The 26,501-nt window shown below is 69.3% G+C and carries 26 protein-coding genes; 12 read left to right on the top strand and 14 right to left on the bottom strand.

What is annotated here, in order from left to right; all coding sequences use genetic code 11:
* Window position 1 precedes the first annotated feature (1 nt).
* Both Q7X29_RS05075 and Q7X29_RS05070 read right to left on the bottom strand, forming a co-directional pair.
* On the bottom strand, window positions 2–1,537 hold the full coding sequence (locus Q7X29_RS05075; protein ID WP_218718702.1) for an acyl-CoA synthetase: 1,536 nt from the start codon (window positions 1,535–1,537) through the stop codon (window positions 2–4).
* A 22-nt stretch (window positions 1,538–1,559) separates the two neighbouring features.
* A complete protein-coding gene (locus tag Q7X29_RS05070) occupies window positions 1,560–2,597 on the bottom strand; it encodes an LLM class F420-dependent oxidoreductase (protein ID WP_316573410.1) in 1,038 nt (345 codons plus the stop codon).
* Window positions 2,598–2,658: 61 nt separating this feature from the next.
* Between Q7X29_RS05070 and Q7X29_RS05065 the strand changes: the two genes are divergently transcribed.
* From Q7X29_RS05065 to Q7X29_RS05045, 5 genes are read left to right on the top strand one after another with little or no spacing between them, the layout of a single operon-like run.
* Window positions 2,659–3,633, top strand: a complete 975-nt coding sequence (locus Q7X29_RS05065) for a Zn-ribbon domain-containing OB-fold protein (RefSeq protein ID WP_218718700.1) — start codon at window positions 2,659–2,661, stop codon at window positions 3,631–3,633.
* Window positions 3,634–3,642: 9 nt separating this feature from the next.
* On the top strand, window positions 3,643–4,662 hold the full coding sequence (locus Q7X29_RS05060; RefSeq protein ID WP_218718699.1) for a thiolase domain-containing protein: 1,020 nt from the start codon (window positions 3,643–3,645) through the stop codon (window positions 4,660–4,662).
* Window positions 4,659–5,828, top strand: a complete 1,170-nt coding sequence (locus Q7X29_RS05055) for a thiolase domain-containing protein (RefSeq protein ID WP_218718698.1) — start codon at window positions 4,659–4,661, stop codon at window positions 5,826–5,828. Before Q7X29_RS05060 ends, Q7X29_RS05055 begins: the two co-directional genes overlap by 4 nt.
* A complete protein-coding gene (locus Q7X29_RS05050; protein ID WP_218718697.1) occupies window positions 5,825–6,715 on the top strand; it encodes a TIGR03619 family F420-dependent LLM class oxidoreductase in 891 nt (296 codons plus the stop codon). Before Q7X29_RS05055 ends, Q7X29_RS05050 begins: the two co-directional genes overlap by 4 nt.
* Window positions 6,712–7,134, top strand: coding sequence for a nuclear transport factor 2 family protein (locus Q7X29_RS05045; RefSeq protein WP_316573409.1), 423 nt, complete (start codon window positions 6,712–6,714; stop codon window positions 7,132–7,134). The genes Q7X29_RS05050 and Q7X29_RS05045 overlap by 4 nt, the downstream gene beginning before the upstream one ends.
* Window positions 7,135–7,363: 229 nt before the next feature.
* Here the strand turns inward: Q7X29_RS05045 and Q7X29_RS05040 are convergent, their stop codons facing one another.
* Entirely contained in the window at window positions 7,364–8,662 is a 1,299-nt protein-coding gene (locus Q7X29_RS05040; protein ID WP_218718695.1) for a cytochrome P450, read from the bottom strand.
* A gap of 132 nt (window positions 8,663–8,794) precedes the next feature.
* Here Q7X29_RS05040 and Q7X29_RS05035 point away from each other — a divergent pair, with 132 nt between their 5' ends.
* Window positions 8,795–9,958: a steroid 3-ketoacyl-CoA thiolase gene (locus Q7X29_RS05035; protein WP_218718694.1), complete on the top strand. Its 1,164-nt coding sequence runs from the start codon at window positions 8,795–8,797 to the stop codon at window positions 9,956–9,958.
* Window positions 9,959–10,323: 365 nt separating this feature from the next.
* A complete protein-coding gene (locus Q7X29_RS05030; protein WP_019044759.1) occupies window positions 10,324–10,740 on the top strand; it encodes a helix-turn-helix domain-containing protein in 417 nt (138 codons plus the stop codon).
* Between the two features lie 130 nt (window positions 10,741–10,870).
* Here Q7X29_RS05030 and Q7X29_RS05025 read toward each other — a convergent pair whose 3' ends face one another.
* The 5 genes from Q7X29_RS05025 to Q7X29_RS05005 all read right to left on the bottom strand — a co-directional run bounded on the left by Q7X29_RS05025 (window position 10,871) and on the right by Q7X29_RS05005 (window position 15,718).
* Complete coding sequence (locus tag Q7X29_RS05025; protein WP_218718693.1) at window positions 10,871–11,905, bottom strand: hypothetical protein; 1,035 nt, start codon at window positions 11,903–11,905, stop codon at window positions 10,871–10,873.
* Window positions 11,902–12,417, bottom strand: a complete 516-nt coding sequence (locus tag Q7X29_RS05020) for an ImmA/IrrE family metallo-endopeptidase (RefSeq protein ID WP_019044757.1) — start codon at window positions 12,415–12,417, stop codon at window positions 11,902–11,904. The genes Q7X29_RS05025 and Q7X29_RS05020 overlap by 4 nt, the downstream gene beginning before the upstream one ends.
* Before the next feature lie 11 nt (window positions 12,418–12,428).
* Window positions 12,429–13,688, bottom strand: a complete 1,260-nt coding sequence (locus tag Q7X29_RS05015) for a hypothetical protein (protein ID WP_316573408.1) — start codon at window positions 13,686–13,688, stop codon at window positions 12,429–12,431.
* A gap of 201 nt (window positions 13,689–13,889) precedes the next feature.
* Window positions 13,890–14,804, bottom strand: a complete 915-nt coding sequence (locus Q7X29_RS05010; RefSeq protein WP_316573407.1) for an SDR family oxidoreductase — start codon at window positions 14,802–14,804, stop codon at window positions 13,890–13,892.
* Window positions 14,805–14,941: 137 nt separating this feature from the next.
* On the bottom strand, window positions 14,942–15,718 hold the full coding sequence (locus Q7X29_RS05005) for an SDR family oxidoreductase (RefSeq protein ID WP_218716612.1): 777 nt from the start codon (window positions 15,716–15,718) through the stop codon (window positions 14,942–14,944).
* A 69-nt stretch (window positions 15,719–15,787) separates the two neighbouring features.
* Between Q7X29_RS05005 and Q7X29_RS05000 the strand changes: the two genes are divergently transcribed.
* From Q7X29_RS05000 to Q7X29_RS04985, 4 genes are all read left to right on the top strand, one after another.
* Window positions 15,788–16,552, top strand: a complete 765-nt coding sequence (locus Q7X29_RS05000; protein WP_218716611.1) for an enoyl-CoA hydratase family protein — start codon at window positions 15,788–15,790, stop codon at window positions 16,550–16,552.
* Window positions 16,553–16,557: 5 nt separating this feature from the next.
* Window positions 16,558–17,436 (top strand): CoA transferase subunit A, encoded by an 879-nt coding sequence (locus Q7X29_RS04995; RefSeq protein WP_218716610.1) that lies wholly within the window; start codon window positions 16,558–16,560, stop codon window positions 17,434–17,436.
* On the top strand, window positions 17,433–18,233 hold the full coding sequence (locus Q7X29_RS04990) for a CoA-transferase subunit beta (RefSeq protein WP_316573406.1): 801 nt from the start codon (window positions 17,433–17,435) through the stop codon (window positions 18,231–18,233). The genes Q7X29_RS04995 and Q7X29_RS04990 overlap by 4 nt, the downstream gene beginning before the upstream one ends.
* A 71-nt stretch (window positions 18,234–18,304) precedes the next feature.
* Window positions 18,305–19,390 (top strand): NAD(P)H-dependent flavin oxidoreductase, encoded by a 1,086-nt coding sequence (locus tag Q7X29_RS04985; protein WP_316573703.1) that lies wholly within the window; start codon window positions 18,305–18,307, stop codon window positions 19,388–19,390.
* A gap of 140 nt (window positions 19,391–19,530) precedes the next feature.
* Here the strand turns inward: Q7X29_RS04985 and Q7X29_RS04980 are convergent, their stop codons facing one another.
* Window positions 19,531–19,998 carry a hypothetical protein gene (locus Q7X29_RS04980; protein ID WP_316573405.1) on the bottom strand — a complete coding sequence of 156 codons (468 nt, stop codon included), beginning with the start codon at window positions 19,996–19,998 and terminating at the stop codon, window positions 19,531–19,533.
* 82 nt (window positions 19,999–20,080) lie between these two features.
* Window positions 20,081–22,042 carry a molybdopterin-containing oxidoreductase family protein gene (locus Q7X29_RS04975; protein WP_316573404.1) on the bottom strand — a complete coding sequence of 654 codons (1,962 nt, stop codon included), beginning with the start codon at window positions 22,040–22,042 and terminating at the stop codon, window positions 20,081–20,083.
* A 186-nt stretch (window positions 22,043–22,228) separates the two neighbouring features.
* Here Q7X29_RS04975 and Q7X29_RS04970 point away from each other — a divergent pair, with 186 nt between their 5' ends.
* Window positions 22,229–22,564, top strand: a complete 336-nt coding sequence (locus Q7X29_RS04970) for a hypothetical protein (protein ID WP_218716606.1) — start codon at window positions 22,229–22,231, stop codon at window positions 22,562–22,564.
* A gap of 54 nt (window positions 22,565–22,618) precedes the next feature.
* Here Q7X29_RS04970 and Q7X29_RS04965 read toward each other — a convergent pair whose 3' ends face one another.
* From Q7X29_RS04965 to Q7X29_RS04950, 4 genes are all read right to left on the bottom strand, one after another.
* Window positions 22,619–23,779, bottom strand: coding sequence for an acetyl-CoA C-acetyltransferase (locus tag Q7X29_RS04965; protein WP_218716615.1), 1,161 nt, complete (start codon window positions 23,777–23,779; stop codon window positions 22,619–22,621).
* Between the two features lie 46 nt (window positions 23,780–23,825).
* Window positions 23,826–24,437 carry a TetR/AcrR family transcriptional regulator gene (locus tag Q7X29_RS04960; protein WP_218716605.1) on the bottom strand — a complete coding sequence of 204 codons (612 nt, stop codon included), beginning with the start codon at window positions 24,435–24,437 and terminating at the stop codon, window positions 23,826–23,828.
* Between the two features lie 63 nt (window positions 24,438–24,500).
* On the bottom strand, window positions 24,501–25,298 hold the full coding sequence (locus Q7X29_RS04955) for an SDR family oxidoreductase (RefSeq protein WP_218716604.1): 798 nt from the start codon (window positions 25,296–25,298) through the stop codon (window positions 24,501–24,503).
* Window positions 25,295–26,482 carry an acyl-CoA dehydrogenase family protein gene (locus tag Q7X29_RS04950; RefSeq protein WP_218716603.1) on the bottom strand — a complete coding sequence of 396 codons (1,188 nt, stop codon included), beginning with the start codon at window positions 26,480–26,482 and terminating at the stop codon, window positions 25,295–25,297. The genes Q7X29_RS04955 and Q7X29_RS04950 overlap by 4 nt, the downstream gene beginning before the upstream one ends.
* Between the last annotated feature and the right edge of the window lie 19 nt (window positions 26,483–26,501).

Raw genomic sequence — 26,501 nt, 5'->3', positions numbered from 1 at the left:
TTCACAGCAGGCGGCGCTTGTACAGCTTGCCGTTGGGATCACGGGGCAGCTCCGCGCGGTATTCCACCGTGCGGGGCAGCTTGTACTTGGCGAGCTGACCGGCCGCGAACTCGAGGATCTCGGCGGTGAGCGCCTCGTCGCCCGCGGTGCCGTCGACCGGCTGCACGAACGCCTTGACCTGCTGGCCCCAATCCGGGTCGGGCACACCGAGAACCGCCACGTCAGCCACCTTCGGGTGGCTCATCAGCACACCCTCGATCTCGGCCGGGTAGATGTTCACGCCGCCGGACAGGATCAGGTCGGAGCGGCGGTCGCAGAGGAACAGGTAGCCGTCCTCGTCGAGGTAGCCGATGTCGCCGACGGTGAACAGGTCACCGACGCGCGACTCCTCGGTCTTCTCCTTGGCGTGGTGGTACTCGAAGCTGGAGACGCCCATCTTCATGTAGACCATGCCCTCTTTGCCCGCGGGCAGTTCGGAGCCGTCGGTCTCGTCGAGGATCTTGATGACCGACCACGGCCAGGCCTTGCCGACCGAACCGGGCTTGGACAGCCACTCGGTCCCGTTGATCACCGTGCCGCCGCCCTCGGTGGCGGCGTAGTACTCGGTGACGACCGGACCCCACCACTCGAGCATCTGCCGCTTGGTGGCCTGCGGGCACGGCGCGGCACCGTGCACCATGCTGCGCAGCGAGGACACGTCGTAGCGGGCGCGCACGTCCTCGGGCAGGGCGAGCAGGCGGTGGAACTGGGTGGGCACCATGTGGCTGTGGGTCACCTTGTGCCGCTCGATCAGGGCGAGCATGTCCTCGGGGTCCCACTTGTCCATCAGCACCAGCTTGTGGCCCATCTGGATGGAGATCGTCGAGAAGTTCAGCACGGCCGTGTGATAGAGCGGCGAGCCGCAGATGTGCACGTGCTCGTCGTAGGGCGCGAGTTCGAACAGGGCGAAGAAGGCCTTGTTCGGCGCGGGGACCTGGTCGGGATCGGCGCCGGTCAGCGGGCGGCGAACGCCCTTGGGGCGCCCGGTGGTGCCCGAGGTGTAGAGCATCGGCGCGCCGACCGAACGCTCGTCGGGACGACCGGTGTCGGCGGCACCGAGCCACGACACCGGGCGGAAACCCTCGATGGTGCCCGCGGAGAAGCGGGCGTCGGCGGACAGTTCGGCGAGGTCGGCGGCCTCGGCGGCGGTGGCGGCGAACCGCTCACTGGCCAGGAAGGCCGAGGCCTCGCTGTCGCCGAGGATGTAGGCGATCTCCGGCGCGGTGAGGTGCCAGTTCACCGCGACGATGTACAGGCCCGCCTGGTAGGCGGCGAAGTACGCGGCGATCGCCTCCACACCGTTGTGCAGCATGCTGACGACCACGTCGCCGGTGCGCAATCCGATGCCGCGTAGTCCGTTGGCGTAGCGGTTGGCGAGGGTGGCCAATTCTCGATAGGTGATCTCCCTGCCGTCCGGGTCGACGACGGCGATCCGCTCGGGATCGGCCGCGGCGATATTCCACAGTCCGAGGACTTCCGTTGTCTGCTGGCTGCTCACCCCATCGAATTTAGAACCTGTTCTACTCGGTTACAAGGGCTTGGAGTCGACGAAGTTGTTCGGCATCGGAAACCGAGATCAGCATCATCGTCACGCCGGCGTCCTCCCATTCCTTCAACCGGGTGCGCACGTGCGCCTCGTCGCCGAAGATCGCGGTGTCGGTGATCAGCTCGTCGGGCACCGCGGCGGCGGCCTCGGCCTTGCGGCCGGACTGGAACAGCGCGGAGATCTCGTCGACCTCGGCGCTGTAGCCCATCCGCTTGTAGACCTGCGCGTGGAAGTTCAGCTCCGGCGCGCCCATACCGCCGATGTAGAGCGAGGTGACCCACCGCATCCGCTCGATCTCGGCGGCCGGGTCGTCGGTGAGCACCACCTGTGCGCTCGCCGCGATCTCGAAATCGGCCCGGCCGCGCCGCGCGCCCGGCCGCGCGAAGCCCTCGTCGAGCCACTCGTTGTACATGCCGGCCAGGCGCGGGGCGTAGTAGATGGCCAGCCAGCCGTCGGCGATCTCGGCGGTCTGGGCGACATTCTTCGGCCCCTCCGCACCCAGCCAGATCGGCAGGTCGGCGCGCAGTGGGTGCACGATCGGCTTGAGCGGTTTGCCCAACCCGGTAGCGCCGGGTCCGGTGTAGGGCAGGCCGTAGTGCTTGCCATCGGAGGTCACCGGGGCCTCGCGGGCCAGCACCTTGCGCACGATGTCGACGTACTCACGGGTGCGGCGTAGCGGCTGCGCGAACGGCTGCCCGTACCAGCCCTCCACCACCTGCGGGCCGGAGACGCCGAGGCCGAGGATGGCCCGGCCGCCGCTGAGGTGGTCGAGGGTGAGCGCGTGCATCGCCGCCGCCGCGGGCGTGCGGGCCGAGAGCTGCGCGACCGAGGTGCCGAGGCGCACCCGCTCGGTCGAGGAGCCCCACCAGGCCAGCGGCGTGAAGGCGTCCGAGCCCCACGACTCGGCCGCGAACACCGCGTCGAAGCCCGCTTCCTCGGCCGCGATCACCAGCTCGCCGGCGTTGGCGGGCGGCTGCGCACCCCAGTAACCGAGTTGCAGTCCGAATTTCATGACCGACGCCCTTTCCGGCGAATCCTTGCCAGCAGAATAAGAACCTGTTCTACTCGATATCGTGACCCAGGGGAATACCGCAGTGGAAGTATTGAGTGCACCCCTTCGGGTGCAGTTCGACTACACCAGGTCCGTCGGACCCATCATCGGCGCCTTTCTGACCGGACTGCGCGACCGCCGGATACTCGGCGTGCGTGGCAGTGACGGCCGGGTATTGGTGCCGGCGCAGGAATACGACCCGATCACCTCGGCCCCGCTGGCCGAGCTGGTCCAGGTCGAACCGACCGGCACGGTGCAGTCGTGGACATGGGTGGCCGAGCCGCTGCCCGGACAGCCGTTCGATCGCCCGTTCGCGTGGGCCCTCGTCCAGCTGGACGGCGCCGACACGGCGATGTTGCACGCGCTGGATGTGACCGACCCGAGCCAGGTGCGCACGGGCCTGCGGGTGCGGGTGCGCTGGGCCGAGGAACGGACCGGCACGATCCACGACATCGCCTGCTTCGAGCCGGGCGAAGGTGCCGCGGCACCGGCCGAGACGTCCGCGGACACCGCCGAGCCGGTGACCATGCTGACCACACCGGTCGACATGCACTACAAGCACACGGCGTCGCCGCAGGAGAGCGCCTACCTGCGCGGTCTCGCCGAGGGCAAGCTGATCGGCGGCCGCTCCGAGGCGGGCGGGCGGGTCTACTTCCCGCCGCGCGGTGCCAACCCGACCGACGGCACGCCCACCGACGACCTGGTCGAGCTGCCCGACAAGGGCACCGTGACCACCTTCTGCATCGTGAACGTGCCGTTCCTCGGCCAGCGGATCAAGCCGCCGTACGTGGCCGCCTACGTGCTCCTCGACGGCGCCGACATCCCGTTCCTGCACCTGGTCCTCGGCTGCGAGGCGTCCGAGGTACGCATGGGCATGCGGGTCGAAGCCGTGTGGAAACCGCGTGCGGAATGGGGCCACGCGCTGGCCAATATCGACCACTTCCGGCCGAGCGGCGAGCCCGATGCCCCGTACGAGTCCTACCAGCACCACCTCTGAGAGGCGACGTTGAGTACACCAGAAATCGCGGTGGTCGGGTTCGCCCACGCACCGCACGTGCCGGAGACCTTCGGCACCACCAACGGCGTCGAGATGCTCGTGCCGTGCTTCCAGCAGCTCTACGCCGACCTCGGCATCACCAAGACCGATATCGACTTCTGGTGCTCCGGGTCCTCGGATTACCTGGCGGGACGGGCGTTCTCGTTCATCTCCGCCGTCGACGCGATCGGCGCGGTGCCGCCGATCAACGAGTCGCATGTGGAGATGGATGCCGCGTGGGCGCTCTACGAGGCCTGGGTGAAGCTGCTCTCCGGTCAGGCGCAGACCGCGCTCGTCTACGGCTTCGGCAAGTCGTCGGCGGGCACCCTGCGGCAGGTGCTGAGCAGGCAGCTCGATCCGTATCTGGTCGGTCCGCTGTGGCCCGACGCCGTCTCGGTCGCGGGCCTGCAGGCGCGCGCCGGACTGGACGCGGGCCGCTGGACCGAGCGGGAGATGGCCGCCGTCGCCGGTGGTGACATCGAATCCCTGCTCGCCGAACCGTATGTCGCCGATCCGCTGCGGGCGCACGATATCGCCCCGATCACCGACGGCGCGGCCGCGATCGTGCTCGCGGTCGGCGACCGGGCCAGGGAGCTGTGCGAGCGTCCCGCGTGGATCACCGGGATCGCGCACAATATCGACGCCCAGGCGCTCGGTGGCCGCGATCTGACCCGCTCGCCATCCACCACCAGGGCGGCCGCGGCCGCGACCCGCGGTGAGACCAGCTTCGATCTGGCCGAACTGCACGCGCCGTTCAGCCATCAGCAGCTGATCCTGGCCGAGGCGATCGGCCTGTCCCCCGAGACCCCGGTCAACCCGTCCGGCGGTGCGCTCGCGGGCAACCCGATGTTCGCGGCGGGCCTGGAGCGGATCGGCAACGCCGCCACGGCCATCATCTCCGGCACCGCCGACCGGACCCTCGCTCATGCGACCAGCGGCCCCGCGCTGCAGCAGAACCTGGTCGCCGTTCTGGAATCGGAGGCACGATGAGCTTCCCCGCGGCGGTGCTCGGCACCGGCCAAACTCATCACGTGACGAAGCGCGCGGACGTGTCCATGGCGGGCATGTGCCGTGAAGCGATCGATCGCGCGCTCGAAGATTCGGGCCTGACCATCGACGAGATCGACGCCGTCGTCGTCGGCAAGGCGCCCGACTTCTTCGAGGGCGTCATGATGCCCGAGCTGTATCTCGCCGAAGCCCTCGGCGCCATCGGCAAGCCGCTGCTGCGCGTCCACACCGCCGGCTCGGTGGGCGGCTCGACCGGTGTCGTGGCCGCCAACCTGGTGCAGGCCGGCGTGCACGGCAAGGTCCTGGCGATCGCGTGGGAGAAGCAGTCGGAGTCGAACGCCATGTGGGCGTTGTCGATTCCGGTGCCGTTCACCATGCCGGTCGGCGCGGGCGCGGGCGGCTATTTCGCCCCGCACGTGCGCTCCTACATCCGGCGCTCCAACGCCCCGATGCACATCGGCGCGATGGTGGCGGTGAAGGACCGGCGCAACGGCGCGAAGAACCCACTCGCCCACCTGCACCAGCCCGACATCACCCTCGAGTCGGTCCTCGCCTCCCAGATGCTGTGGGACCCGATCCGTTTCGACGAGACCTGTCCGTCCTCCGACGGCGCCTGCGCCCTGGTGATCGGCAATGCCGAGGCCGCGGCGGCGGTCGAGGCCCAGGGCAAGAAGGTCGCGTGGGTGCACGGCACCGCGATGCGCACCGAGCCGACCACCTTCTCCGGTCGTGACCAGGTCAATCCGCAGGCGGGCCGGGACGCGGCCGCCGCGCTGTGGAAGGCCGCCGGGATCACCGATCCGCTCGAGGAGATCGACGTCGCCGAGATCTACGTGCCGTTCTCCTGGTTCGAGCCGATGTGGCTGGAGAACCTGGGCTTCGCGGCCGAGGGCGACGGCTGGAAGCTCACCGACAAGGGCGAGACCGAGATCGGCGGCCGGATCCCGGTCAACCCGTCCGGCGGCGTGCTCTCCTCCAACCCGATCGGCGCCTCCGGCCTGATCCGCTTCGCCGAGGCGGCCAAGCAGGTCATGGGCCGGGCGGGCGCCTACCAGGTCGAGAACGCCCGCAAGGCGATGGGACACGCGTACGGCGGTGGCTCCCAGTACTTCTCGATGTGGGTCGTGGGAAGCGAGCGACCGGAATGAAGTTCACCCTCGGTGTCGCGCTGAGCCCGCTCGACCAGCTCACCGAGCTGGCCAAGACGGCCGAAGAGTGCGGATTCACCTCGATCGGCCTGCCCGACTCGCTGTTCTACATGAAGTCACAGGCCGCCGACTATCCGTACACGCCGGACGGCAGCCGGTTCTGGGGTCCGGAGACGCCGTGGGTCGACCCGCTGATCGCCGCGGCGTCGATGGCCGCGGTGACCAGCACGCTGCGGTTCTACACCAATGTCCTCAAGCTCGGCTCGCGCAATCCGCTGCTGCTGGCCCGCCAGGTCGGCTCGATCGCCAACATGTCGGGCAACCGCTTCGGCTTCGGCATCGGGATCGGTTGGGCACCGGAGGAATTCGAGTGGTGCGGGGTGCCGTATGCCCGCCGCGGCGCCCGCGTCGACGAGATGATCGAGATCATCCGGCTGGTCCTCGACGGCGGCATGGTCGAGTACCACGGCGAGTTCTTCGACTTCGACGAGCTGCAGATCAGCCCGGCGCCGAGCGAGCGGGTGCCGTTCTACGTCGGCGGGCACACCGGTCCGGCGCTGCGCCGGGCCGCCAAGATCGGTGACGGCTGGACCTCGGCGATGATGAAGTTCGACGATCTGGTCACCACCATCGCCACCCTGCGCGAACTGCGCGCGGAGTACGACCGGTCCGACGTGCCGTTCGAGATCCAGGCCGTGTGCATCGACAAGTTCGGCCGCGACGGCTACCAGGATCTGGCCGACGCGGGCGTCACCGACACCATCGTGGTGCCGTGGCTGTCCGACGGCATCGGCTTCGACGGCGAACTCGCCGCCAAGCAGGACTCGCTGCGCAAGTTCGCCGCGAAGTACATCGCCGACCCCGTCATCGGGAAGGACGAGTCATGACCGAGACAGCCGTCGACCGCTCGGCGCGCGCGGCGGGCCTGGCCTCCCAGGCCGCGGTGCGCGCCAAGGACCGGGCGGCCTGGGTCGCCCTGTTCGCCACCGACGGGATCGTCGAAGATCCCGTCGGCCCTTCGGGTTTCGACCCTGAGGGCGTCGGCCACCGGGGCCACGAGGCGATCGGCGCGTTCTGGGACAAGGCGATCGCGCTGACCGAGTCGATCGAGTTCCTCTTCGAGGACTCCTTCGCCTGCGGCAACGAGATCGCCTTCATCGGAATGATCCGCACGACCATGGCCGGCCACGTGATCGACGCCGAGGGCGTGTTCACCTACAAGGTCGACGCCGAGGGCAAGATCGCCGCCCTGCGCGCGTTCTGGGAGGTGGACCGCGCCATGGCCACCACCCGTCCCGTGTCCTGACACAGCACACAGAACAGCCCCGGCACCGTTGAGGTACCGGGGCTTTCTGCATATCAAGACAAACCGACCACCACGCCCCGACCCCGAGGAGGGGCAGGCCGACGAAGTCGGCCGTCGCGGCCGTCCCGCCGGTCAGGCACTGTTGCGTAGGCGACGAAGGAGCAAGCAACGGTGCCTGACCGGCGGGACCAAGAGGCCGCGACCTCGAGCGCGCCAGCGCTCCGAAAACTCAGTGCGCGACCGGGCAGCCCGCGGTCTTGTAGTCGACCGGCAGTTCCTTGATGCCGTTGAGCCAGCCCGAGCGCAGGCGCTTGGGGTCGCCGATCTTGGTGATATCGGGCAGGTGGTCGGCGATCGCGTTGAAGATCAGGTCGACCTCGAGCCGGGCCAGGTTCGCGCCGACACAGAAGTGCGCGCCGGTGCCGCCGAAGGCCAGATGCTGATTGTCGGCCCGCATGATGTCGAACTTCTCCGGGTTCTCGAAGACGTCCTCGTCGAAGTTGGCCGAGCGGTACAGCATCACCAGACGCTGACCCTTCTTGATCTGCACGCCGCCGAGCTCGGTGTCCTCGAGCGCGGTGCGCTGGAAGGAGGTGACCGGGGTCGCCCAGCGGATGATCTCGTCCACCGCGGTGGCCGGGCGCTCCTTCTTGAAGAGCTCCCACTGGTCGGGGTTCTCCATGAAGGCGATCATGCCGTGGCTGATGGCGTTGCGCGTGGTCTCGTTGCCCGCGACCGCGAGCAGGATGACGAAGAAGCCGAACTCCTCCGGCGTGAGCGCCTCGCCGTCGACGTCGGCCTCGATCAGCGTGGTGACCAGGTCGTCGGTCGGGTTGGCCTTGCGCGCCTCGGCCATCTGGTACGAGTAGCCGAGCAGTTCCATCGACGCGGCGACCGGATCGATGTCGACGTTGTCGGGGTCGTCGTAGCCGGTCATGTCGTTGGACCACTCGAAGACCTTCATCCGGTCCTCCTGCGGCACGCCGATCAGCTCGGCGATCGCCTGCAGCGGCAGCTCACACGCGACCTGGGTGACGAAGTCGCCCGAGCCCGCCTCGGCGGCGGCCTTCACGATCTTCTCGGCCCGGTCCGACAGCTCCGCGCGCAGGCCGTTGACCGCGCGCGGGGTGAAGCCCTTGGCGATCAGCTTGCGGAGCTTGGTGTGCTCCGGCGCGTCCTTGTTGAGGATGACGAAGCGCTGCAGCTCGATCTGCTCGCGCTGGATGTCGTCGTTGAAGCGCGGGATGGCGGTGTTCTCGTACGTGGAGAACACGTCGCTGCGTCGCGACACTTCCTTGACGTCGGCGTGCTTGCTCACCACCCAGAAGCCGTCGTCGTGGAAACCGCCGACCTCCGGCGACTGCGCGTTCCACCAGATGGGGGCGGCCCGCCGCAGCTCGGCGAATTCCTCCACCGGGACACGCTCGGCGTAGATATCGGGGTCGGTGACGTCGAACCCGTCCGGCAGGTTCGGCCGGGAACCCGTCGTGTGACCGGGGCCGGCGTGTTCGGTGCGCGGATCTACCACCAGATGTCTCCTTCGACAAACTGAAACACGTTCTACAATCATTCAAGCACAGGGGTTGCCGTGACGGAAGAACCACGCGGTTTTACCCTGGGCCTAGAAACAGAACTTGTTGCAGTTACGAGGGAGAATCACATGGGCACACCCGTGATCGTCGAGGCCGTGCGTACCCCGATCGGCAAGCGCCGCGGACAGCTTTCGGGACTGCACGCGGCCGAGTTGCTCGGCCTGACCCAGCGCGGCCTGCTCGATCGGGCCGGCATCGACCCGGCCGAGGTCGAGCAGGTGATCGGCGGCTGCGTCACCCAGGCGGGCGAGCAGTCCAACAACGTCACCCGGGTGGCCTGGCTGCACGCGGGGCTGCCCTGGCAGACCGGCGCCACCACCGTCGACGCCCAGTGCGGCTCGGCCCAGCAGGCCAACCACCTCATCGCGGGCCTCATCGCCACCGGCGCGATCGACGTCGGCGTCGCCTGTGGCGTCGAGGCCATGAGCCGGGTGCCGCTGGGCGCGAACGTCGGCACCGAGGCGGGCACACGCAGGCCCGCGTCGTGGTCGATCGACCTGCCCGACCAGTTCGGCGCGGCCGAGCGAATCGCCCGCAGGCGCGGCATCACCCGCACCGATATCGACGAATTCGGTGTGCGCTCACAGCGATTGGCGGCACAGGCCTGGGCCGAGGGCCGCTTCGACCGCGAGGTGCTCCCGATCTCGGCGCCCGTGCTCGACAGCGAGGGCAATGCCACCGGCGAGAAGCTCGAGGTGACCAGGGACCAGGGTCTGCGCGCCACCACGCTCGAGGGGCTGGCCGCGCTCAAGCCGGTCGTCGCCGACGGCATCCACACCGCGGGCACCTCGTCGCAGATCTCCGACGGCTCCGCCGCCGTACTGCTGATGGACGAAACCGTCGCGCGCAACAAGGGTTTGCGGCCGCGGGCGCGCATCCACACCCAGGTGCTCGTCGGCGCGGAGCCGGAGTTCCACCTCGACGGCCCGGTGCAGGCGTGCACCCGGCTGCTCGAGCGCTCCGGAATGAAGATTTCGGATATCGACCTTTTCGAGATCAATGAAGCATTCGCCTCCGTTGCACTTTCGTGGGCTTCTGTACACCAGCCGGACATGGACCGGGTAAATGTCAACGGCGGCGCGATCGCAATCGGGCATCCGGTCGGCTCCACCGGTTCCCGGCTCATCACCACGGCTTTGCACGAGCTGGAGCGGACCGGCAAGGGCACGGCCATGGTGCTCATGTGCGCAGGCGGCGCACTCGCGACCGGAACGATCATCGAACGCCTGTAGACTGACGATCACCGAAACCGGGCGCCCAGGTTGAACATTCATCCCAGGGCGCCCGGAACGTGTCGTACGCCACACAATCCAGGGGGCGAGGGGGAACATGAGACATCAGCTAACATTGGGCTACCATCGACCTAAGGTTGAAGACCCCCGCGACGGGCACGAACCCGGACACCCTCCGGCTCCACAAGAGTCGTTGGCGTGACCCGCAAACGCGACCGTCGCGGCCCCTGCACGCAGGTGAGCGTCGGAAACCGTAGAGAAATCCCGAATCAGGCGTAGGTTTTCAGTTACTGAGCCGCTAATATCAATGATACGTATCCGAGATAACGACTGTTAGTACAGTGAAGGGAATTGGGCGGCTCACAATGGCTGATTTCGCGGCGCGGCTGAACAAGCTGTTCGAAACCGTGCATCCCCCGGGGCGCAAGCCGCACACCAACGCAGAGGTTGCGGCTGCGCTGACTGCCTCCGGGCATCCGATCTCGAAGCCGTATCTCTCGCAGTTGCGGTCGGGACAACGAACGAACCCGTCCGACGAGACGGTGGCCGCCCTGGCGAAGTTCTTCAAGGTCAAGCCTGACTACTTCTTCAACGACATCTACGCGGCCAAGATCGATCACGACCTGGAGCTGCTCGCGCAGCTGCAGGGCTACGGGCTGCGTCGACTGTCCAGCAGGGCATTCGACCTCTCGGAAGAATCACAGAATTTGCTCACCTCCATGGCGGAGAAGTTGCGGGCCAGCGAAGGTTTGCCCGAAATTCCGCCGGACGGAACGGAATAGGAACCACAGCGCGGTCGGCCTGACGCACCTGATGGTGTCCTGGGACCGGCCGTGAAAGACGGATACGTGCACAGTGAACGGGCCTGAGACGGTGTGATCCACCAGCTCAGGCCCGTTCTCTGTGCCCGGCTCAGTTCGAGGCGGCGGTGCTCTTCGGCGCGGCGCCGGCGGCGGCGACCGCCGCGTCGTACTCGGACGCGATCGCCAGCACCCAACCGCGCGGGCTGACCCCGGGCGGCGGCGCGATCCAGCGCGCGTCGACGAACAAGTCCCCCAACGGATCTCGTACCCACTCGGCGACGACCGCGGCCCGCTCCGCGACCGACGTGGGCGGCTCGCCCGCCGCCGGGATGACGATGCCGCTGCCGGAGAGCAGGTACAGCGCGTCCATCACCTGGGCCACGTGGTCGGATGCCTTGAGCTGCGTCGACGTGGCGTTCTGTTCGGGCGCGACCACATCGGGGAAGCGGCCGATCATCAGCTTGTGCAGCGGCCGGATCCGGCGCAGCAGAATCCGGGCCCGCCACCACAACTCGATCACGATCGACACCGCACCGAACGCGATGAGCAGACTCGCGATCTCCCAGGCCTGCCAGCCCCAGGTCGGCTCGCCGGGCGGGGTGGGCTCGGCGTGCTGGAAGGCGCGGCCCGCGTTGGCGACCGCGAGCACGGCCACCAAAGCCGTTCCCGCCGTGTAGATCGCGATACCGCGACCCAGGGTGGTCCAGTCCAGATTGCGCAGACCGGTGGTCACGACGAACACCGCGCCGAGCGCGACCACGATCCAGCCGAAGGTGAACGACCACCCCAGGGTGATGGCGATAGCGAGCGCGCCGATGCCGTAGACCACCATGGCGATCTGGCGCAGATTGCGGCGCGAGACCACCGGCCACGCGGCCGAGGCGACCACCGAGGTGGCGGTGGTGAACAAAATCCACGCCGAATCCACGATGCCGGTGGACAACCACCCGCTACGCACCCCGCCGGGCAGCAGATTATCGATCGCCACCGCGATATCGGGAATGGCGACGGTCGCCGCGAGCGCGACAGCGGAGACCGCGACGACGATGGCGACGCGGGCGGTCGTCGCGGGCTTCACCAGCACGCGCCCCACTCGCGCACCCGCGGCAACCCAGACCAGCAGGGCTGTCAACCAGAGTGTCATCCGAGTGCCTCATCGAATCGAAGGACCGAGACGCCTGCGCCCCGGTTGTTGAATACGCGCAGCCGGGTCATGAGCATGGCCGCGAAGGTCTCGGCCTCCCACTCGGCGAGATCGTCGGCGCCGTCGTCGACGATCTGCGCGTGGGCGCGCTGGCTGAGCATGTAGGCGATCAGGTCGTCGCTGACCTCGAGGGTGGTCTCGACCGCGGGGGCACCCTCGTGGTCGAAGACGATATGGCCCAGTTCGTGCGCGAGGGTGTGATCGCGGCTCGGCAGGGCGTCGGCCAGGACGATGATGTCGCGTTCGGGGTAGAACCGCCGCTGACCGCACACGCCCGGGCCCAATTGCGCACTGGTGATCTCGATTTCGCGCTGACGCTCCAGCGAGATCGCCGCGACCACCTCATCGAGGGTGGTCGCGTCGGAGTCGGCGGCTACCGCGCATACGGCGTCGACGGCGGCGGCGACGCGGCGATAGGACCTGGAGGTGCTCTGGGTCTTGCTCTTGCTCATCGAAGATCCCCTTACGACCTCGGTCCGAAGAATTCGGCACGCGCCGCGTTCACCCGAGCTTGGGCTGCCGCGGCACCTTGGAAACTCACTGCGCCCGAACCGGTTCCGGCCAGGGTCAACGCGATCAGGCCACCGATCACCGACAGCAGCTCGGGTTCGGGCAGACCACTGTTGTCGCTGGTCGGCTTGAACTCGGGATTCGGCTTCGCGGCGGGCGCAGGCGCGGCGGCAGCGGGCGGCGGCGCCGGCGCCTCGGCGGCGGGCGGTGCCGCGGCCGGAACCGGTGCCGCCACAGCGATATTCGGGACCGAAGGCGCGGCGGGCGCGGCCGGGATCGCGATCGGCGGTAAAGCGGGCGCGGCAGGCACGGAGGGAATCGGGATCAGCAGCAACAGCAGCGGCGAAGCGGAGCCCACCGCGGCGGAACCGACGGCGGCCGAACCCACCGCGGCCGAACCCGCGCCGGCGGAACCGACAGCGGCCGAACCGATACCGGCCGAACCCACCGCGGCCGAACCCGTGCCGAGCAACGCGGAGCCGAGGCCGAGCGCGGCCGAACCGGTGCCGACCGCGGCCGAACCGACAGCGGCCGAACCGGTACCGAGCACCGCGGCCGCGCCGGCCGAACCGGTACCGAGGACCGCGGCCGCGCCGGCCGAACCGGTCGCGAGCACGGCGCCCGCGCCCGCCGAACCGGTACCGAGGACCGCGGCGACACCCGCCGAGCCGGTGCCGAGAATCGCGCCGACGCCGGCCGAACCGGTACCGAGCAGCAGGCCGAGACCGGCCGAACCCGTGCCGAGGACGGCGCCCGCGGCGGCCGAGCCCGCCGCGGAACCGGCAGCCGCGGAACCCGAGGCGGACCCGGTTCCGGCAACGTCCTTCTTCGGGATGTCCTGGGCGACCTGGCCGGGAATGGTCAGCGGCTGCCACTCACCCTCGCCGGCGACCTGCGCACCCGCGGGGTGCGGTGGATCGGCCGGGCCGGCGGGATCGGCGCCGGTGTCGCTCTGGCCGCTGTTGCCTTGCTCGCCGCCGCCGGAACCGCTGGGGAGCCGCAGTTCGGCGGGCTTGCCGTTGCCGGTGTGCTGACCGCCGTTGTTCTGACCGCTGTCACCGTTGCCCTGGCCACTGCTGCCGCTCCCGGGCGCCTGAGCGGCGGGAGTCGGTGGCTTTTCCGGTGCGGCGACGGCGACCGCCGGCCCCAGTAGAGCAGAACCGGCCAGCACACTCGCAGCGGCAAGTACGCGCAAGATGCGACCAACGGCCATGCGCTTGTCATCCCCTTAGTATTTCAGCGCAGCATTACCCCCGGTCGCGACACATTCCGGGATCGACGAACAGTAGCCCATAGTAAACCCACCCCTGCTTCCACGCAGAAGAGAGCAAGAGTCGTCCAGCCCCCTGAACGTGTGTGACATGCCATAAGCGCAGGCCGGGGAGGTTTCCCCGGCCTGCGCTCATGGAGTTTGCTATGCGCCGTACACCGGCTCCGGCGGAGTGCTCTTCTCGATCAGTTCGGCCACCACCGGACCCAGTTCCGCGGGGTTCCAGCGGGCGCCGCGGTCGACCGGGGCACCGTGGCGCCAGCCCTGCGCGAGTGCCACCTTGCCGCCCTCGACCTCGAACATCCGGCCGGTCACCCCGGCCGACTCGGTGCTGCCGAGCCACACGACGAGCGGGGAGATGTTCTCCGGCGCCATGGCGTCGAAGCCCGAATCGGGGGCGGCCATGGTGTCGGCGAAGACGGTCTCGGTCATCCGGGTGCGGGCCGCGGGCGCGATGGCGTTCACGGTCACGCCGTAGCGGCCGAACTCGGCCGCGGCGGTGAGGGTGAGACCGGCGATACCGGCCTTGGCCGCGCCGTAGTTGCCCTGCCCGACGCTGCCCTGCAGACCGGCGCCGGAGCTGGTGTTGATGACGCGGGCGTCCACCGGACGACCGGCCTTGGACTCACCGCGCCAGTACTCGGCCGCGTGCCGCATGGTGGCGAAGTGGCCCTTGAGGTGCACGCGGACCACCGCGTCCCATTCGTCCTCGCCCAGGTTGACCAACATCCGGTCGCGCACGAAACCGGCGTTGTTGACCAGCACGTCGAGCCCGCCGAAGGTGTCCACGGCCTGCCGGATCAGGTTGCGGGCACCCGCCCAGTCGGCGACGTCGTCGTAGTTGGCCACGGCCTCGCCACCGGCGGCGACGATCTCGTCGACGACCTGCTGGGCCGGGGTCTCGGTGGTCGCGGCGCCGTCGAGCGCGGTGCCGACGTCGTTGACCACCACGCGCGCGCCCGCCGCGGCGAAGGCCAGCGCGTGCGCGCGGCCGATCCCGCGGCCTGCGCCGGTGACGATGACGGTGCGGCCCGCGCAGATCTGCTGCTGGTCGTCCATAGGAAAGCTCCTGTTTCTCTGGCGGCTGGCGCCGCGGGTTTCGGCCTCGTGACCTCGCATCCGAGGGGCGACACTGCGCCTTCGGCGTTCCGTCCCGCCCCTCGGATGCGAGGCGGCCGAAACCGAGGTGGTCGGGTCTAGTGGTTGGCGTTGGCGGCGTCCAGGAAGGCCGGGCGTTCGCCGCCGCCGTGGACGAGCAGGGTGGCGCCGCTGATGTGCGCGGCCAGCGGGGAGGCCAGGAAGATCGCGGCGCTGCCCACGTCGGCGGGGCTGGCCAGCCTGCCCAGCGGGACGGTCCGGCCGACGGCGGCCACCCCGTCGGCATCGCCGTAGTGGAGGTGACTGAGTTCGGTCTCCACCGGGCCGACGACCACCGAGTTCAGCCGGACCTTGGGCGCCCATTCCACGGCCAGCGAGGACGCCAGGTTGTCCAGACCCGCCTTGGCCGCGCCATAGGCGGCCGTGCCCGGCGACGGGCGGTGCCCGCTGACGCTGGTGATCATCACGATCGAGCCGCCCGCGTCCTGCTTCTGCATCGCCGCGTTGGCGTGCTGGGAGATCAGCAGGGGCGCGAGCAGATTCAGCTCGATGATCTTCTGATGGAACCGCGGGCTCGCGGCGTCGGCCATGGCGAACGGCGCACCGCCCGCGTTGTTCACCACATGGTCGACCCGGCCGTGCCGATCGAGGATCTGCTCGAACAGCGCGGCGACGGCGTCGGGATCGCGCACATCGCAGGAGAAGTGCTCCGTGCCACGCTCGCCCACCGTGATCGGCTCGTCGGCGGGCCTGCGCGCGCAGGTCAGCACGGTCGCGCCCGCGGCGAGGAAGGCCCGGCTGATACCGGCGCCGACACCGCGGACGCCACCGGTCACCAGAACGATCTGCTCGGAAAGGTCGATTTCTACAGCCACCGTGCTAACCTACCAAGCAATTGCTTGCTTTGTCTCGGGTTCGCCGGGGCGCGCACGATGGGACTTGCGATGGGGATAAACCGTCACACCGAAACCGAGGGCGTCGAAGTCGTCACAGTCGACTACCCGCCGGTCAACGCACTACCGTCCGACGGTTGGTTCGCCCTGGCCGACGCGGTCCGGGCGGCAGGCCGTAATCCGGAGACCCGGGTGGTCGTGCTGCGGGCCGAGGGGCGCGGCTTCAACGCCGGCGTCGACATCAAGGAGATGAACGCCGACACCGGCCACACCGCGCTGATCCGCGCGAACCACGGGTGCTTCGACGCCTTCGCGGCCGTCTACGACTGCGAGGTGCCCGTGGTGACCGCCGTCAACGGCTTCTGCCTGGGCGGCGGCATCGGCCTGGTCGGCAACTCCGACGTCATCATCGCCTCCGACGACGCCACCTTCGGCCTGCCCGAGGTGGACCGGGGCGCGCTCGGCGCGGCCACCCACCTGGCCCGGCTGGTCCCCCAGCACCTGATGCGGACCATGTTCTACACCGCGGGCAAGCTCACCGCTCAGCAGCTGCACCACTTCGGCTCGGTGTACCAGGTGGTGCCGCGCGCCGAACTCGACGCCGCGGCCATGGAGGTCGCCAAGAACATCGCGAACAAGGACGGCCGCGTGATCCGGGCCGCCAAGCGCGCGCTCAACGGCATCGACGTGCAGGACGTCCACCGCTCCTACCGCTACGAGCAGGGCTTCACCATGGAGCTCAACCTCGCCGGTGTCGCCGATGAGATCCGGGCGCGTTTCGACGACGATCTCGCCGCGCAGAAGAAGGAGAAGTAGACGCCATGCGCGACAAGAGAATGACGCTCGACGAGGTCGTCGGCGAGCTGCGCAGCGGCATGACCATCGGCATCGGCGGCTGGGGCTCCCGGCGCAAGCCGATGGCGCTGGTGCGCGCGCTGCTGCGCTCGGACGTCACCGACCTGACCGTGGTCACCTACGGCGGCCCCGACCTGGGCCTGCTGTGCTCGGCGGGCAAGGTGCGCAAGGCGTACTACGGCTTCGTCTCGCTGGATTCGGCGCCCTTCTACGATCCGTGGTTCGCCAAGGCGCGCACCGAGGGCGCGATCACCGTGCGCGAGATGGACGAGGGCATGGTCAAGTGCGGTCTGCAGGCCGCGGCGGCCCGGCTGCCGTTCCTGCCGATCCGGGCCGGACTGGGGTCCTCGGTGCTGGACTTCTGGGAGGGCGAGCTGAAGACGATCCAGTCGCCGTACCCGGCCGCCGACGGACGGACCGAGACGCTGGTCGCGATGCCCGCGCTGAACCTCGACGCCTCCTTCGTGCACCTGGACCTGGCCGACAAGCACGGCAATGCCGCCTACACCGGCGTCGACCCGTACTTCGACGACCTGTACTGCCTGGCCGCCGAGCGGCGCTACGTCTCGGTGGATCGCCTGGTCGAGACCGAGGAACTGGTGAAAGCCGTTCCGCAGCAGTCGATCATCCTCAACCGCATGCTGGTCGACGGCGTCGTCGAGTCGCCCGGTGGCGCGCACTTCACCTTCTCCGGCAGCTACGGCCGCGACGAGAAGTTCCAGAAGCACTACGTGGCCGCCGCGCAGACGCCCGAGTCGTGGGCCGAGTTCAAGGCTCGCTACCTGGATGTCTCCGAAGCCGAATACCAAGCCGCCGTCCACGCTTTCGCCGAGGAGCAGAAATGAGTTCAGCATCGCTAGGCGATTCCGTGAAGGGTGGCGGCCTGGAGACGGGCGGGCCCATTACTCGTGCTGAGGTCTGCGTCGTCGCCGCCGCGGAGATCTTCCGCGGGGCCGGTGAGATCATGGCGAGCCCGATGTCGACGGTCACCACCATCGGCGCGCGACTGGCCCGGCTCACCTTCGAGCCCGATCTGTTGCTGTCCGACGGCGAAGCGCTGTTCTTCGCCGAGGTTCCGGCGATCGGCGCGAAAGCCCCCGTCGAGGGCTGGATTCCGTTCTCCAAGGTGTTCGACGTGGTGGCCTCCGGCCGTCGGCACGTGGTGATGGGCGCCAACCAGATCGACCGGTTCGGCAACCAGAACCTGTCGGCCTTCGGTCCGCTGCAGCAGCCGACCCGGCAGATGTTCGGGGTGCGCGGCGCGCCGGGCAACACCATCAACCACGCCACCAGCTACTTCGTGCCCCGGCACAACAAGCGGGTGTTCGTCGACCAGGTCGACATCATCTCCGGCATCGGCTACGACCGTATCGATCCCGAGAACCCCGCCTATCGCTTCCATCACCTGCACCGCGTGGTGACCAACCTGGGCGTGTTCGACTTCAACGGTCCCGACCACACCCTGCGCGCGCTGTCGCTGCACCCGGGCGTGAGCGCCGACGAGGTCGCCGAGAACACCTCCTTCGAGATCGCCGAGCTGGGCACCGCGGACGAGACCAGGCTGCCGTCCGAGGAAGAGCTGCGGATCATCCGTACCGTGCTCGACCCCAAGGGTTTCCGGGAGAAGGAGGTGGCGGCGTGAGCGGTCAGCGGCCGGAGGCGGCAACGGAGCGTGACCACGCGGCCCGCCCGAGCACGCCGAGCGGAGACAATGTGAGCGCGCGGTTGCGAACCCCGCTGACCGAGCTGGTCGGCATCGAGCATCCGGTCGTGCAGACCGGGATGGGCTGGGTCGCCGGTCCGCGCCTGGTCGCGGCCACCGCCAACGCGGGCGGCCTGGGCATCCTGGCCTCGGCCACGATGACCTACGAGGAGCTCGAGGCGGCGATCGCCAAGACCAAGTCGCTGACCGACCAGCCGTTCGGCGTGAACATCCGCGCTGACGCGACCGACGCCACCGAGCGCATCGACCTGCTCATCCGCGAGCGGGTCAAGGTCGCCTCCTTCGCGCTCGCGCCCAAGAAAGACCTGATCGCCAAGCTCAAGGACGCCGGTGTCGTGGTGGTGCCGTCGATCGGTGCCGCCAAGCACGCGGTGAAGGTGGCCTCCTGGGGCGCCGACGCGGTGATCGTGCAGGGCGGCGAGGGCGGCGGGCACACCGGCCCGGTCGCCACCACGCTGCTGCTGCCGTCGGTGCTCGACGCCGTCGACATCCCGGTGGTCGCGGCCGGCGGCTTCTTCGACGGTCGCGGCCTGGCCGCCGCGCTGTCCTACGGCGCGGCCGGTGTCGCGATGGGCACCCGCTTCCTGCTCACCCAGGAGAGCACCGTCCCCGAGGCCGTGAAGCAGGAGTACCTGGCGCGCGGCCTGCAGGACACGGTGGTTTCGGTGAAGGTCGACGGCATGCCGCACCGGATGCTGAACACCGAACTGGTCGAGAAGCTGGAACACTCCGGCGGCTGGCGCGGACTGTCCGCCGCGGTCGGCAACGCGGCCAAGTTCAAGTCCATGACCGGCATGAAGTGGTCGACGCTGATGCGCGACGGCCTCGCCATGCGCAAGACCAAGGACCTGAGCTGGTCCCAGGTCGTGATGGCGGCGAACTCGGCGATGCTGACCAAGGCAGGCTTGGTCGAGGGCCGTACCGACGCGGGCGTGCTGCCCGCGGGCCAGGTCACCGGCATCATCGACAGCCTGCCGACCGTGGCCGAGTTGATCGACGGCATCGTCACCGACGCCGTCGCCCGGATCGCGGCCGTCTCGGCGCTGACCATCGAGCCCGCCGCCGAAGCCCACTGACCCGGAGCCGTACCCGGCTCCCTCCCCGAGCTCGCCCCGATCGACGGCCCAGAGCCAACCGTCGGTCCCCTGGGGCGATCGAACACCGGACCCGGTGTCGCACTCACGAGGTGCGCATCGGGTCCGGTGCGCTTTTCGGCTCAGAGCGCGAAGACGGTGAACTGCGTGGTGGCGGGTAGATGCGCCAGCGGCGTGGTGCGCACGGTCGCCTCGATCCGGCCGGGGCCGGTGGCCAGTACGACGTCGACCGCGGGGCCGGTCTGCCCGGCGGGCCCGCCCACGACGACGGTCGCGACCGAACCGCTCGCACCGGTGTCGAGATTGCGCCAGTCCACCGTGGCGGTGACCGAGCAGCCGCTCTCGTGCGAACCGGGCGTCGCGCTCCAGAAGGTGCCGCGCAGATACACCGCGGCCTCGCCCGGACCGCTGTAGTCGCTGGGGCCGGGAATGGCGGTGCCGTCGACCTGCCCTGCGCAGGTCCAGCCGGTGGCCAGGGTGTAGGTGGGGGCCATCGTCGTGGCGGCCGAGGCCGCCGTCGTCGTCGTGCCGAGAAGTAGTCCGCAGGCCGCTGCCGCCACGATCGCGGCACGGCCGAGGTGCTGATGCATCGCTGTCGTCCCTTCGTCGCCGTTCGGGTTCGATCCAGCGTGGCACCTTCGGTCGCGGATCACCAGCACCGACCACCCCGCGTCAGCGCGGCCGCACCTCGACGCGGTTGTCGTGGAAGACCGCGCCGCCGCCGTAGTCCGAATCCCGTTCGGCGATGGTCGCGTTGACGGTGGCGCCGTTGGTGAACTTGGCCCAGCGGCCCTTCGTCGTCCCGGCGACGCCGGGGCGGACCCGGTCCGAGACCTCGGCCACCGCCTCGAACGACCCGCGCGCGTTGGACACCAGGACCGGCTCACCGTCGGTGATACCGCGGGCCGCGGCGTCGTCGGGGTGCAGCGTGATGCTGGATTCGCCGGCTCGGCGGCGCAATTCGGGATTGCCGCCGAAGGAGGTGTTCAGGAAGTAGTGCGAGGCGGCGGAGATCAGCACCAGTCCCTCGCCGGGGTCGGCGGGCGGGGTGTAGTCCGGGAGCGGATCGTGGCCGGCCAGTTCGGCACGCGCCGAGACGAATTGCAGCTTGCCCGCCGGGACCGAGCCGGGCTGGATCTTGAGGAAGCCGTCGGCCCTGAGCCGGTCGAGGTCGTGGCCCTTCAGCAGCTGCCTGGCCAGTTCCTCGTCGGAGTCGTAGAGCGCCGGTTCGGTGAGACCGAGGCGGCGGGAAAGCCTGCGGAAGGTCTCGGTGGTGGACAGGCATTCGCCCGGCGGCTCGACGGCGGGCTCGTTCCAGACCAGGTAGAGGTGGCCGTAACCGGCGATCACGTCGAGGTGCTCGGGCTGCATGGTGGCGGGCAGCACGATGTCGGCGTAATCGACGGTGTCGGTGCCGAAATGTTCGAGCACGACGGTGAACAGGTCCTCGCGGGAGAGCCCTTCGATCACCCGGCGCTGATCGGGATTGGAGCCGACCGGATTCGCGCCGATCACGAACAGCGCCTTGACCGGCGGGTCCTCGGTCTCGAGCAGGGCCTCGCCGAGCCGGGTCATCGACAGGGTGCGCACCGGATGCGGCAGCAGATCGTCGCGGACCAGCGCCGCGTCGTCGAGCCGGAAATGACCGCTGGTCGAATAGTGCAGTCCCCCACCGGGAATCGCCCAGTCGCCGGTGACACCGGGCAGGCAGGCCAGCACCCGCAGCGCCATGCCGCCGCCCGCGTGCCGCTGCATGCCCTGGGACGCGCGGATGGCGGTCGGCCGGGTGCGGGCGATCCGCTCGCCGAGCGCGACGATCCGCTCCCGCGGCACGCCGGTGATCGCCGCGGTGCGCTCCGGGGTGAATTCCATGACCCGCTCGCGGAATTCGGGCCAGCCCTCGGTGTGCTCGGCGATGAACCGGTCGTCCTGCGCACCGAGCGAGACGATGACGTGCAGCAGCCCGAGCGCGAGCGCCGCATCGGTGCCGGGCAGCGGGGCGATGTGCTCGTCGCAGCGCTCCGAGGTCTTGGTGCGCACGGGATCGATCGAGACCAGGTAGGCGCCGCTGTCCTGCACGAACTTCCACAGATGGTGACCGGAGGTGAGCGGGTTGGTGCCCCACAGCAGGATCAGCTCCGACTTGGCGAAGTCCTCGGGATCCATGCCGCCGGAGGTGCCGAGGGTGTAGCGCAGGCCGGTGCCGCCTGCGACGGAGCAGATCGTCGCGGCGTGATGCGAGGCACCGAGGACGTTGAACATCCGGCGACCGGGATAACCCTCGAGTCCCTGCAGGTAGCCCAGGCTGCCGGTGCCGTGGAACGGCCAGATCGCCTCGCCGCCGAACTCCTCGACGATGCCGGTGAGCCGAGTGGCGATCTCGTCGAGCGCGTCGTCCCAGCTGATCCGCTCGAAGCGGCCCGAGCCCTTGGGCCCGACCCGGCGCAGCGGATAGCGCAGCCGGTCGGGCGAGCCGACCTGCTCGAGATAGCGATTGACCTTGACGCACAACGCGCCACGGGTCACCGGATGGTCCTTGTTCCCCCGCAGCCCGGTGGCCTCGCCGTCTTCGACGGTCACCACCCACGAGCACGCGTCGGGGCAGTCGAGCGGGCACGCGCCGAGCACCTTCACCCGTTCATCGTAAGCCGGGGGCACGACACCCGCCGGGCGGCGATCAGGGTAACACCAACCGGCTGGAATGTGATGTAAGTCACGTAAGGGTGGTTTCGCGGACGCGTCATCACCGGAGATCTAGACGCGCGGAGGCCCTGCCACAGGTCGGGGCATCGTGCCCCCACGCTCGGTGGGAGGTAGGAGATGAGAACGTTCGGCAAGAAATTGATGGTGAGCGCGTCGGCGGCAACGCTGCTCGGCGCGGGGGTGGTGATGGGCGCGGCGCCGGTCCAGGCGCAATGGGGTCCGTCGGGATGCTCGGCCTATCCGGTCAACAACACCTCGGCGTACTCGCAGTGTTATTGGCCGATCCGGCATCAGGTGCGGATCGAATGCAGGCAGTGGTGGGGCTGGTTCGGCAGCAGCTGGGCCACCTACGAACGCCGCGGCAACATGGCGTGGGACGGCCAGCAATCCTGGGCGCACTGCGATTTCCCGGGCACGCTCCAGCGATGGGATGTGGTGACCTATTGGTGGTGAACGACGTGTGGTCCCCGGCGGAAATCCGCCGAGGACCTCCAGAACTCGTCCGGACTACTTGTCCGCGTCGAGCCGCTCGATGATCGTCACGTTCGCCGTGCCGCCGCCCTCGCAGATGGTGAGCAGGCCGTAGCGGCCGTTCACCCGCTCCAGTTCGTTGAGCAGGGTGGCGAACAGCTTGGCGCCGGTCGCGCCGAGCGGGTGTCCGAGGGCGATGGCGCCGCCGTTGACGTTCACCTTCGCCGGATCGGCGCCGATCTCCTTGATCCAGGCCAGCACCACGGGCGCGAAGGCCTCGTTGATCTCGATGACATCGATGTCGTCGATGGTCAGGCCGGTCTTCTCCAGCGCCCACTGGGTGGCCGGGATCGGCGCGCTGAGCATGAAGATCGGGTCGGCGCCGCGCGCGCTGACGTGATGGATGCGGGCGCGCGGGGTGAGGCCGTATTCCTTGACCGCCCACTCCGAGGCGAGCAGGGTGGCGCTGGCGCCGTCGGAGATCTGGCTGGCGACCGCCGCGGTGAGCGGGCTGCCCTCCGACAGCGGCTGCAGACTCGCCATCTTCTCCAGGCTGGTCTCGCGCGGACCCTGGTCGACGGTGAAGTCGCCGACCGGCACGATCTCGTTGTCGAAGCGACCCGCGGCGATGGCGGCCTTGGCGCGCTCGTGGCTCTGCAGCGCCCAGCGCTCCATGTCCTCGCGGGTGATGCCCCACTTCTCGGCGATCATCTCGGCGCCCTTGAACTGGGAGACCTCGCCGGTGCCGTAGCGCGAATCCCAGCCCTTCGCGCCGATGAACGAGGACTCGAAGCCGTACGGCTTGCCCGCGAGCATGGCGGCGCCGATCGGGATGGCGCTCATGTTCTGCACGCCGCCCGCCACGATGACCTCGGCGGTGCCGCTCATGATGGCCTGCGCGCCGAAGTTGATCGCCTGCTGGCTGGAACCGCACTGCCGGTCGACGGTGACGCCGGGCACCTCTTCGGGGTACCCCGCGACCAGCCACATCGTGCGGCCGATGTTGCCCGCCTGCGGGCCGAGGTTGTCGACGCAGCCGACGATGACATCGTCGACGATCGCCGGGTCGATGCCGGTGCGCTCGACGAGACCACGCAGCGCGGCCGCGCCGAGATCGGCGGAGTGCACCTCGGCCAGCGCGCCACCGCGCTTGCCGACCGCGGTACGCACCGCATCGATCACATAGGCCTCCCGCAGCGGGGCATAGGGGCGGCGCTCGGCGGATGCGGTCATGATGGAACTCCTATTTCGCGGTGCTCCCGGGCACGGTCAGCCCGTCGAGCACGATGGTGAGATATTGCTGAGCAAGGCTTTGCACGGTGATCGGGCCACCGGGGGTGTACCAGCGCACCGCGACCCACACGGTGTCGCGTAGGAAGCGGAACGCCAGTTCGACGTCGAGTTCGGGCCGGAAGCTGCCGTCGGCGACGCCGGCGGTGAGCACCCGGTGCCACAGGTCGCGGAACTCGGTGTTGAAGTCGCGGATGTAGGCGAAACGCTCCACATCGCGCAGGTTCTTGGCCTCGGCCTGGTAGATGGCGACCGCGGCGTGGTGCCGGTCGAAGGCCTCGTAGGAGGCGATCACCAAGGCTTCCAGGGTCTCTCGCGAGCTCAGTCCGGCGGCCGCGATCTCGCGGTAGCGGCCGAACAGGTCGTCGAGGAAGCCGCGCAGGATCTCGTCGACCATCGACTCCTTGGAGTCGAAATGGTGGTAGAGGCTGCCGGAGAGGATGCCCGCCGAGTCGGCGATGTCCCGCACCGTGGTGGCGCGCAGTCCACGCTCGGCGAACAGGTTCGCGGCGAGGTCGAGGAGCTCGGTGCGGCGAGAACGTTTCACGGTGTCGGATGCGGTCACAACGTCATCCTACAACCAAGCATTTGCTTGGTTTCCGGAAACTCCGCGCTCGGGGGCCGCCCATCATGCGCGCTGACTGCTCACCGAGACCACCTCGCCGGTCAGGTACGAGGTGTAGTCGCTGGCCAGCATGGCGATCGTCGCGGCGACCTCCCACGGCTCGGCGGCGCGGCCGAAGGCCTCCCGCTCGCTCAGGGCGTCGAGCAGCTCGGTCGAACTGACCTTGTCCAGGAACGGATGCCGCGCGATGCTCGGCGCGACGGCGTTGATCCGCACCCCGAACTCGGCGGCCTCCACCGCACTGCACCTGGTCAGCGCCATCACGCCGGCCTTGGCGGCAGCGTAGTGCGCCTGACCGTGCTGCGCGCGCCAGCCGAGCACGCTGGCGTTGTTGACGATCACGCCACCGTGGCCCGCCGAGCGGAAGTACCCGAGCGCGGCGCGGGTGCAGCGGAAGGTGCCGGTCAGGGTGATGTCGAGGACCTGGTCCCACTGCTCGTCGGTCATGTCGACGACCGGCGTCTCACCGCCGAGGCCCGCGTTGTTGACCATGACGTCGATCCGGCCGAGTTCGGCGGCGGCGTCGGTGAGCAGCTGGTTCACCTGCGCGGTGTCGCGGACATCGCACACCACGGCGCCGACCTTGCGCTCGGGGAACTCCTTGGCGAGCAGCTCCGCGGTCTCGGTGAGCCTGCGCTCGTGCCAGTCGGAGACGACGACGTCAGCGCCCTCCTCCAGGAGCCTGCGCGCGGTGGCGGAGCCGATGCCGGTACCCGCCGCGGCGGTGATGACGGCCTTACGGCCGGTCAGCAGGCCGTGGCCGGGGATGGACGGCGGCGGGACAGAGAGCGGACCGGTCACGGGCGGGCCTCCCGCGGCAGGCCGAGCACACGCTCGGCGATGATGTTGCGCTGCACTTCGTTCGAACCTCCATAGATCGTGTCGGCGCGGCTGAACAGGTACAGCCGCTGCCATGCGGTCATGTCGTCGGGACCGAGGACCAGCCCGGCGGCGCCCTGCACCGCCATGGCGAGTTCGCCGAGTCCGCGATGCCAGTTGCCCCACAACAGCTTCGAGACCGACGCGCCACCGGCGTCGTCGACGTCCTCGCTCATGGTGCGCAGCGCGTGCGCGCGCAGGACCCGCAGGCCGACCCAGGCGTTGTCGATGCGCTCGGCGATCAGCGGGTCGTCCGCCGCGCCGGTCCGCCGGGCCAGTGCCTCGATGTCGGCGAGTTCGCGGGCGAAGCGGATCTGCTGACCGAGCGTGGAGATGCCGCGCTCGAAGGTCAGCGTGCCCATGGCGATGCGCCAGCCGTCGCCCGGTTCGCCGACGACCAGGTCGGCCTCGGTGACGGCGTCGTCGAAGAACACCTCGTTGAATTCGGAGGTGCCGGTGAGCTGTTCGATCGGGCGCACCTCGATGCCCGGCTGATTCATCGGCACCAGCAGATAGGACAGGCCCTTGTGCCTGCTCGACCCCTTCTCGGTGCGCGCGATGACGAAGCACCAGTCGGCGACGTGCGCGAGCGAGGTCCAGATCTTCTGGCCGTTGATCACCCACCGGTCGCCGTCCAGGCGCGCGGTGGTGCTCACCGCGGCCAGGTCGGAGCCGGCGCCCGGTTCGGAGTAGCCCTGACACCACAGCTCGCCGACCGAGCGCACGCCCGGCAGGAACCGCTTCTTCTGTTCCTCGGTACCGAAGGCCAGCAGCGTCGGGCCGAGCAGTTCCTCGCCCACGTGCGAGACCCGCGCGGGCGCGTCGGCCTTCGCGTACTCCTCGTGGAAGATGACCTGCTGGCGCACGCTGGCACCGCGGCCGCCCCATTCGACCGGCCAGCCGAGGCAGGTCCAGCCCGCCGCGGCGAGGTGCCGGTCCCAGGCCAGCCGCTCTTCGAAGAACTCGTGCTCGCGCCCCGGCCCGCCGGTGCCGCGCAGGTCACGGAACTCTCCGGCCAGGTTTTCGGCCAGCCAGTCGCGTATTTCCGCGCAAAACTCCGCGTCGGAGGTCGCGGTATCGGAATCTGAGGTCTGGATCACGCCCACGTCGGTAGGATAACCTACC

This window comes from Nocardia canadensis (genome assembly GCF_032656385.1).
Classification (GTDB): domain Bacteria; phylum Actinomycetota; class Actinomycetes; order Mycobacteriales; family Mycobacteriaceae; genus Nocardia; species Nocardia canadensis.
The sequence above is the reverse complement of the archived record's forward strand: the minus strand, read 5'-3'. Positions and strand labels throughout refer to the sequence as shown.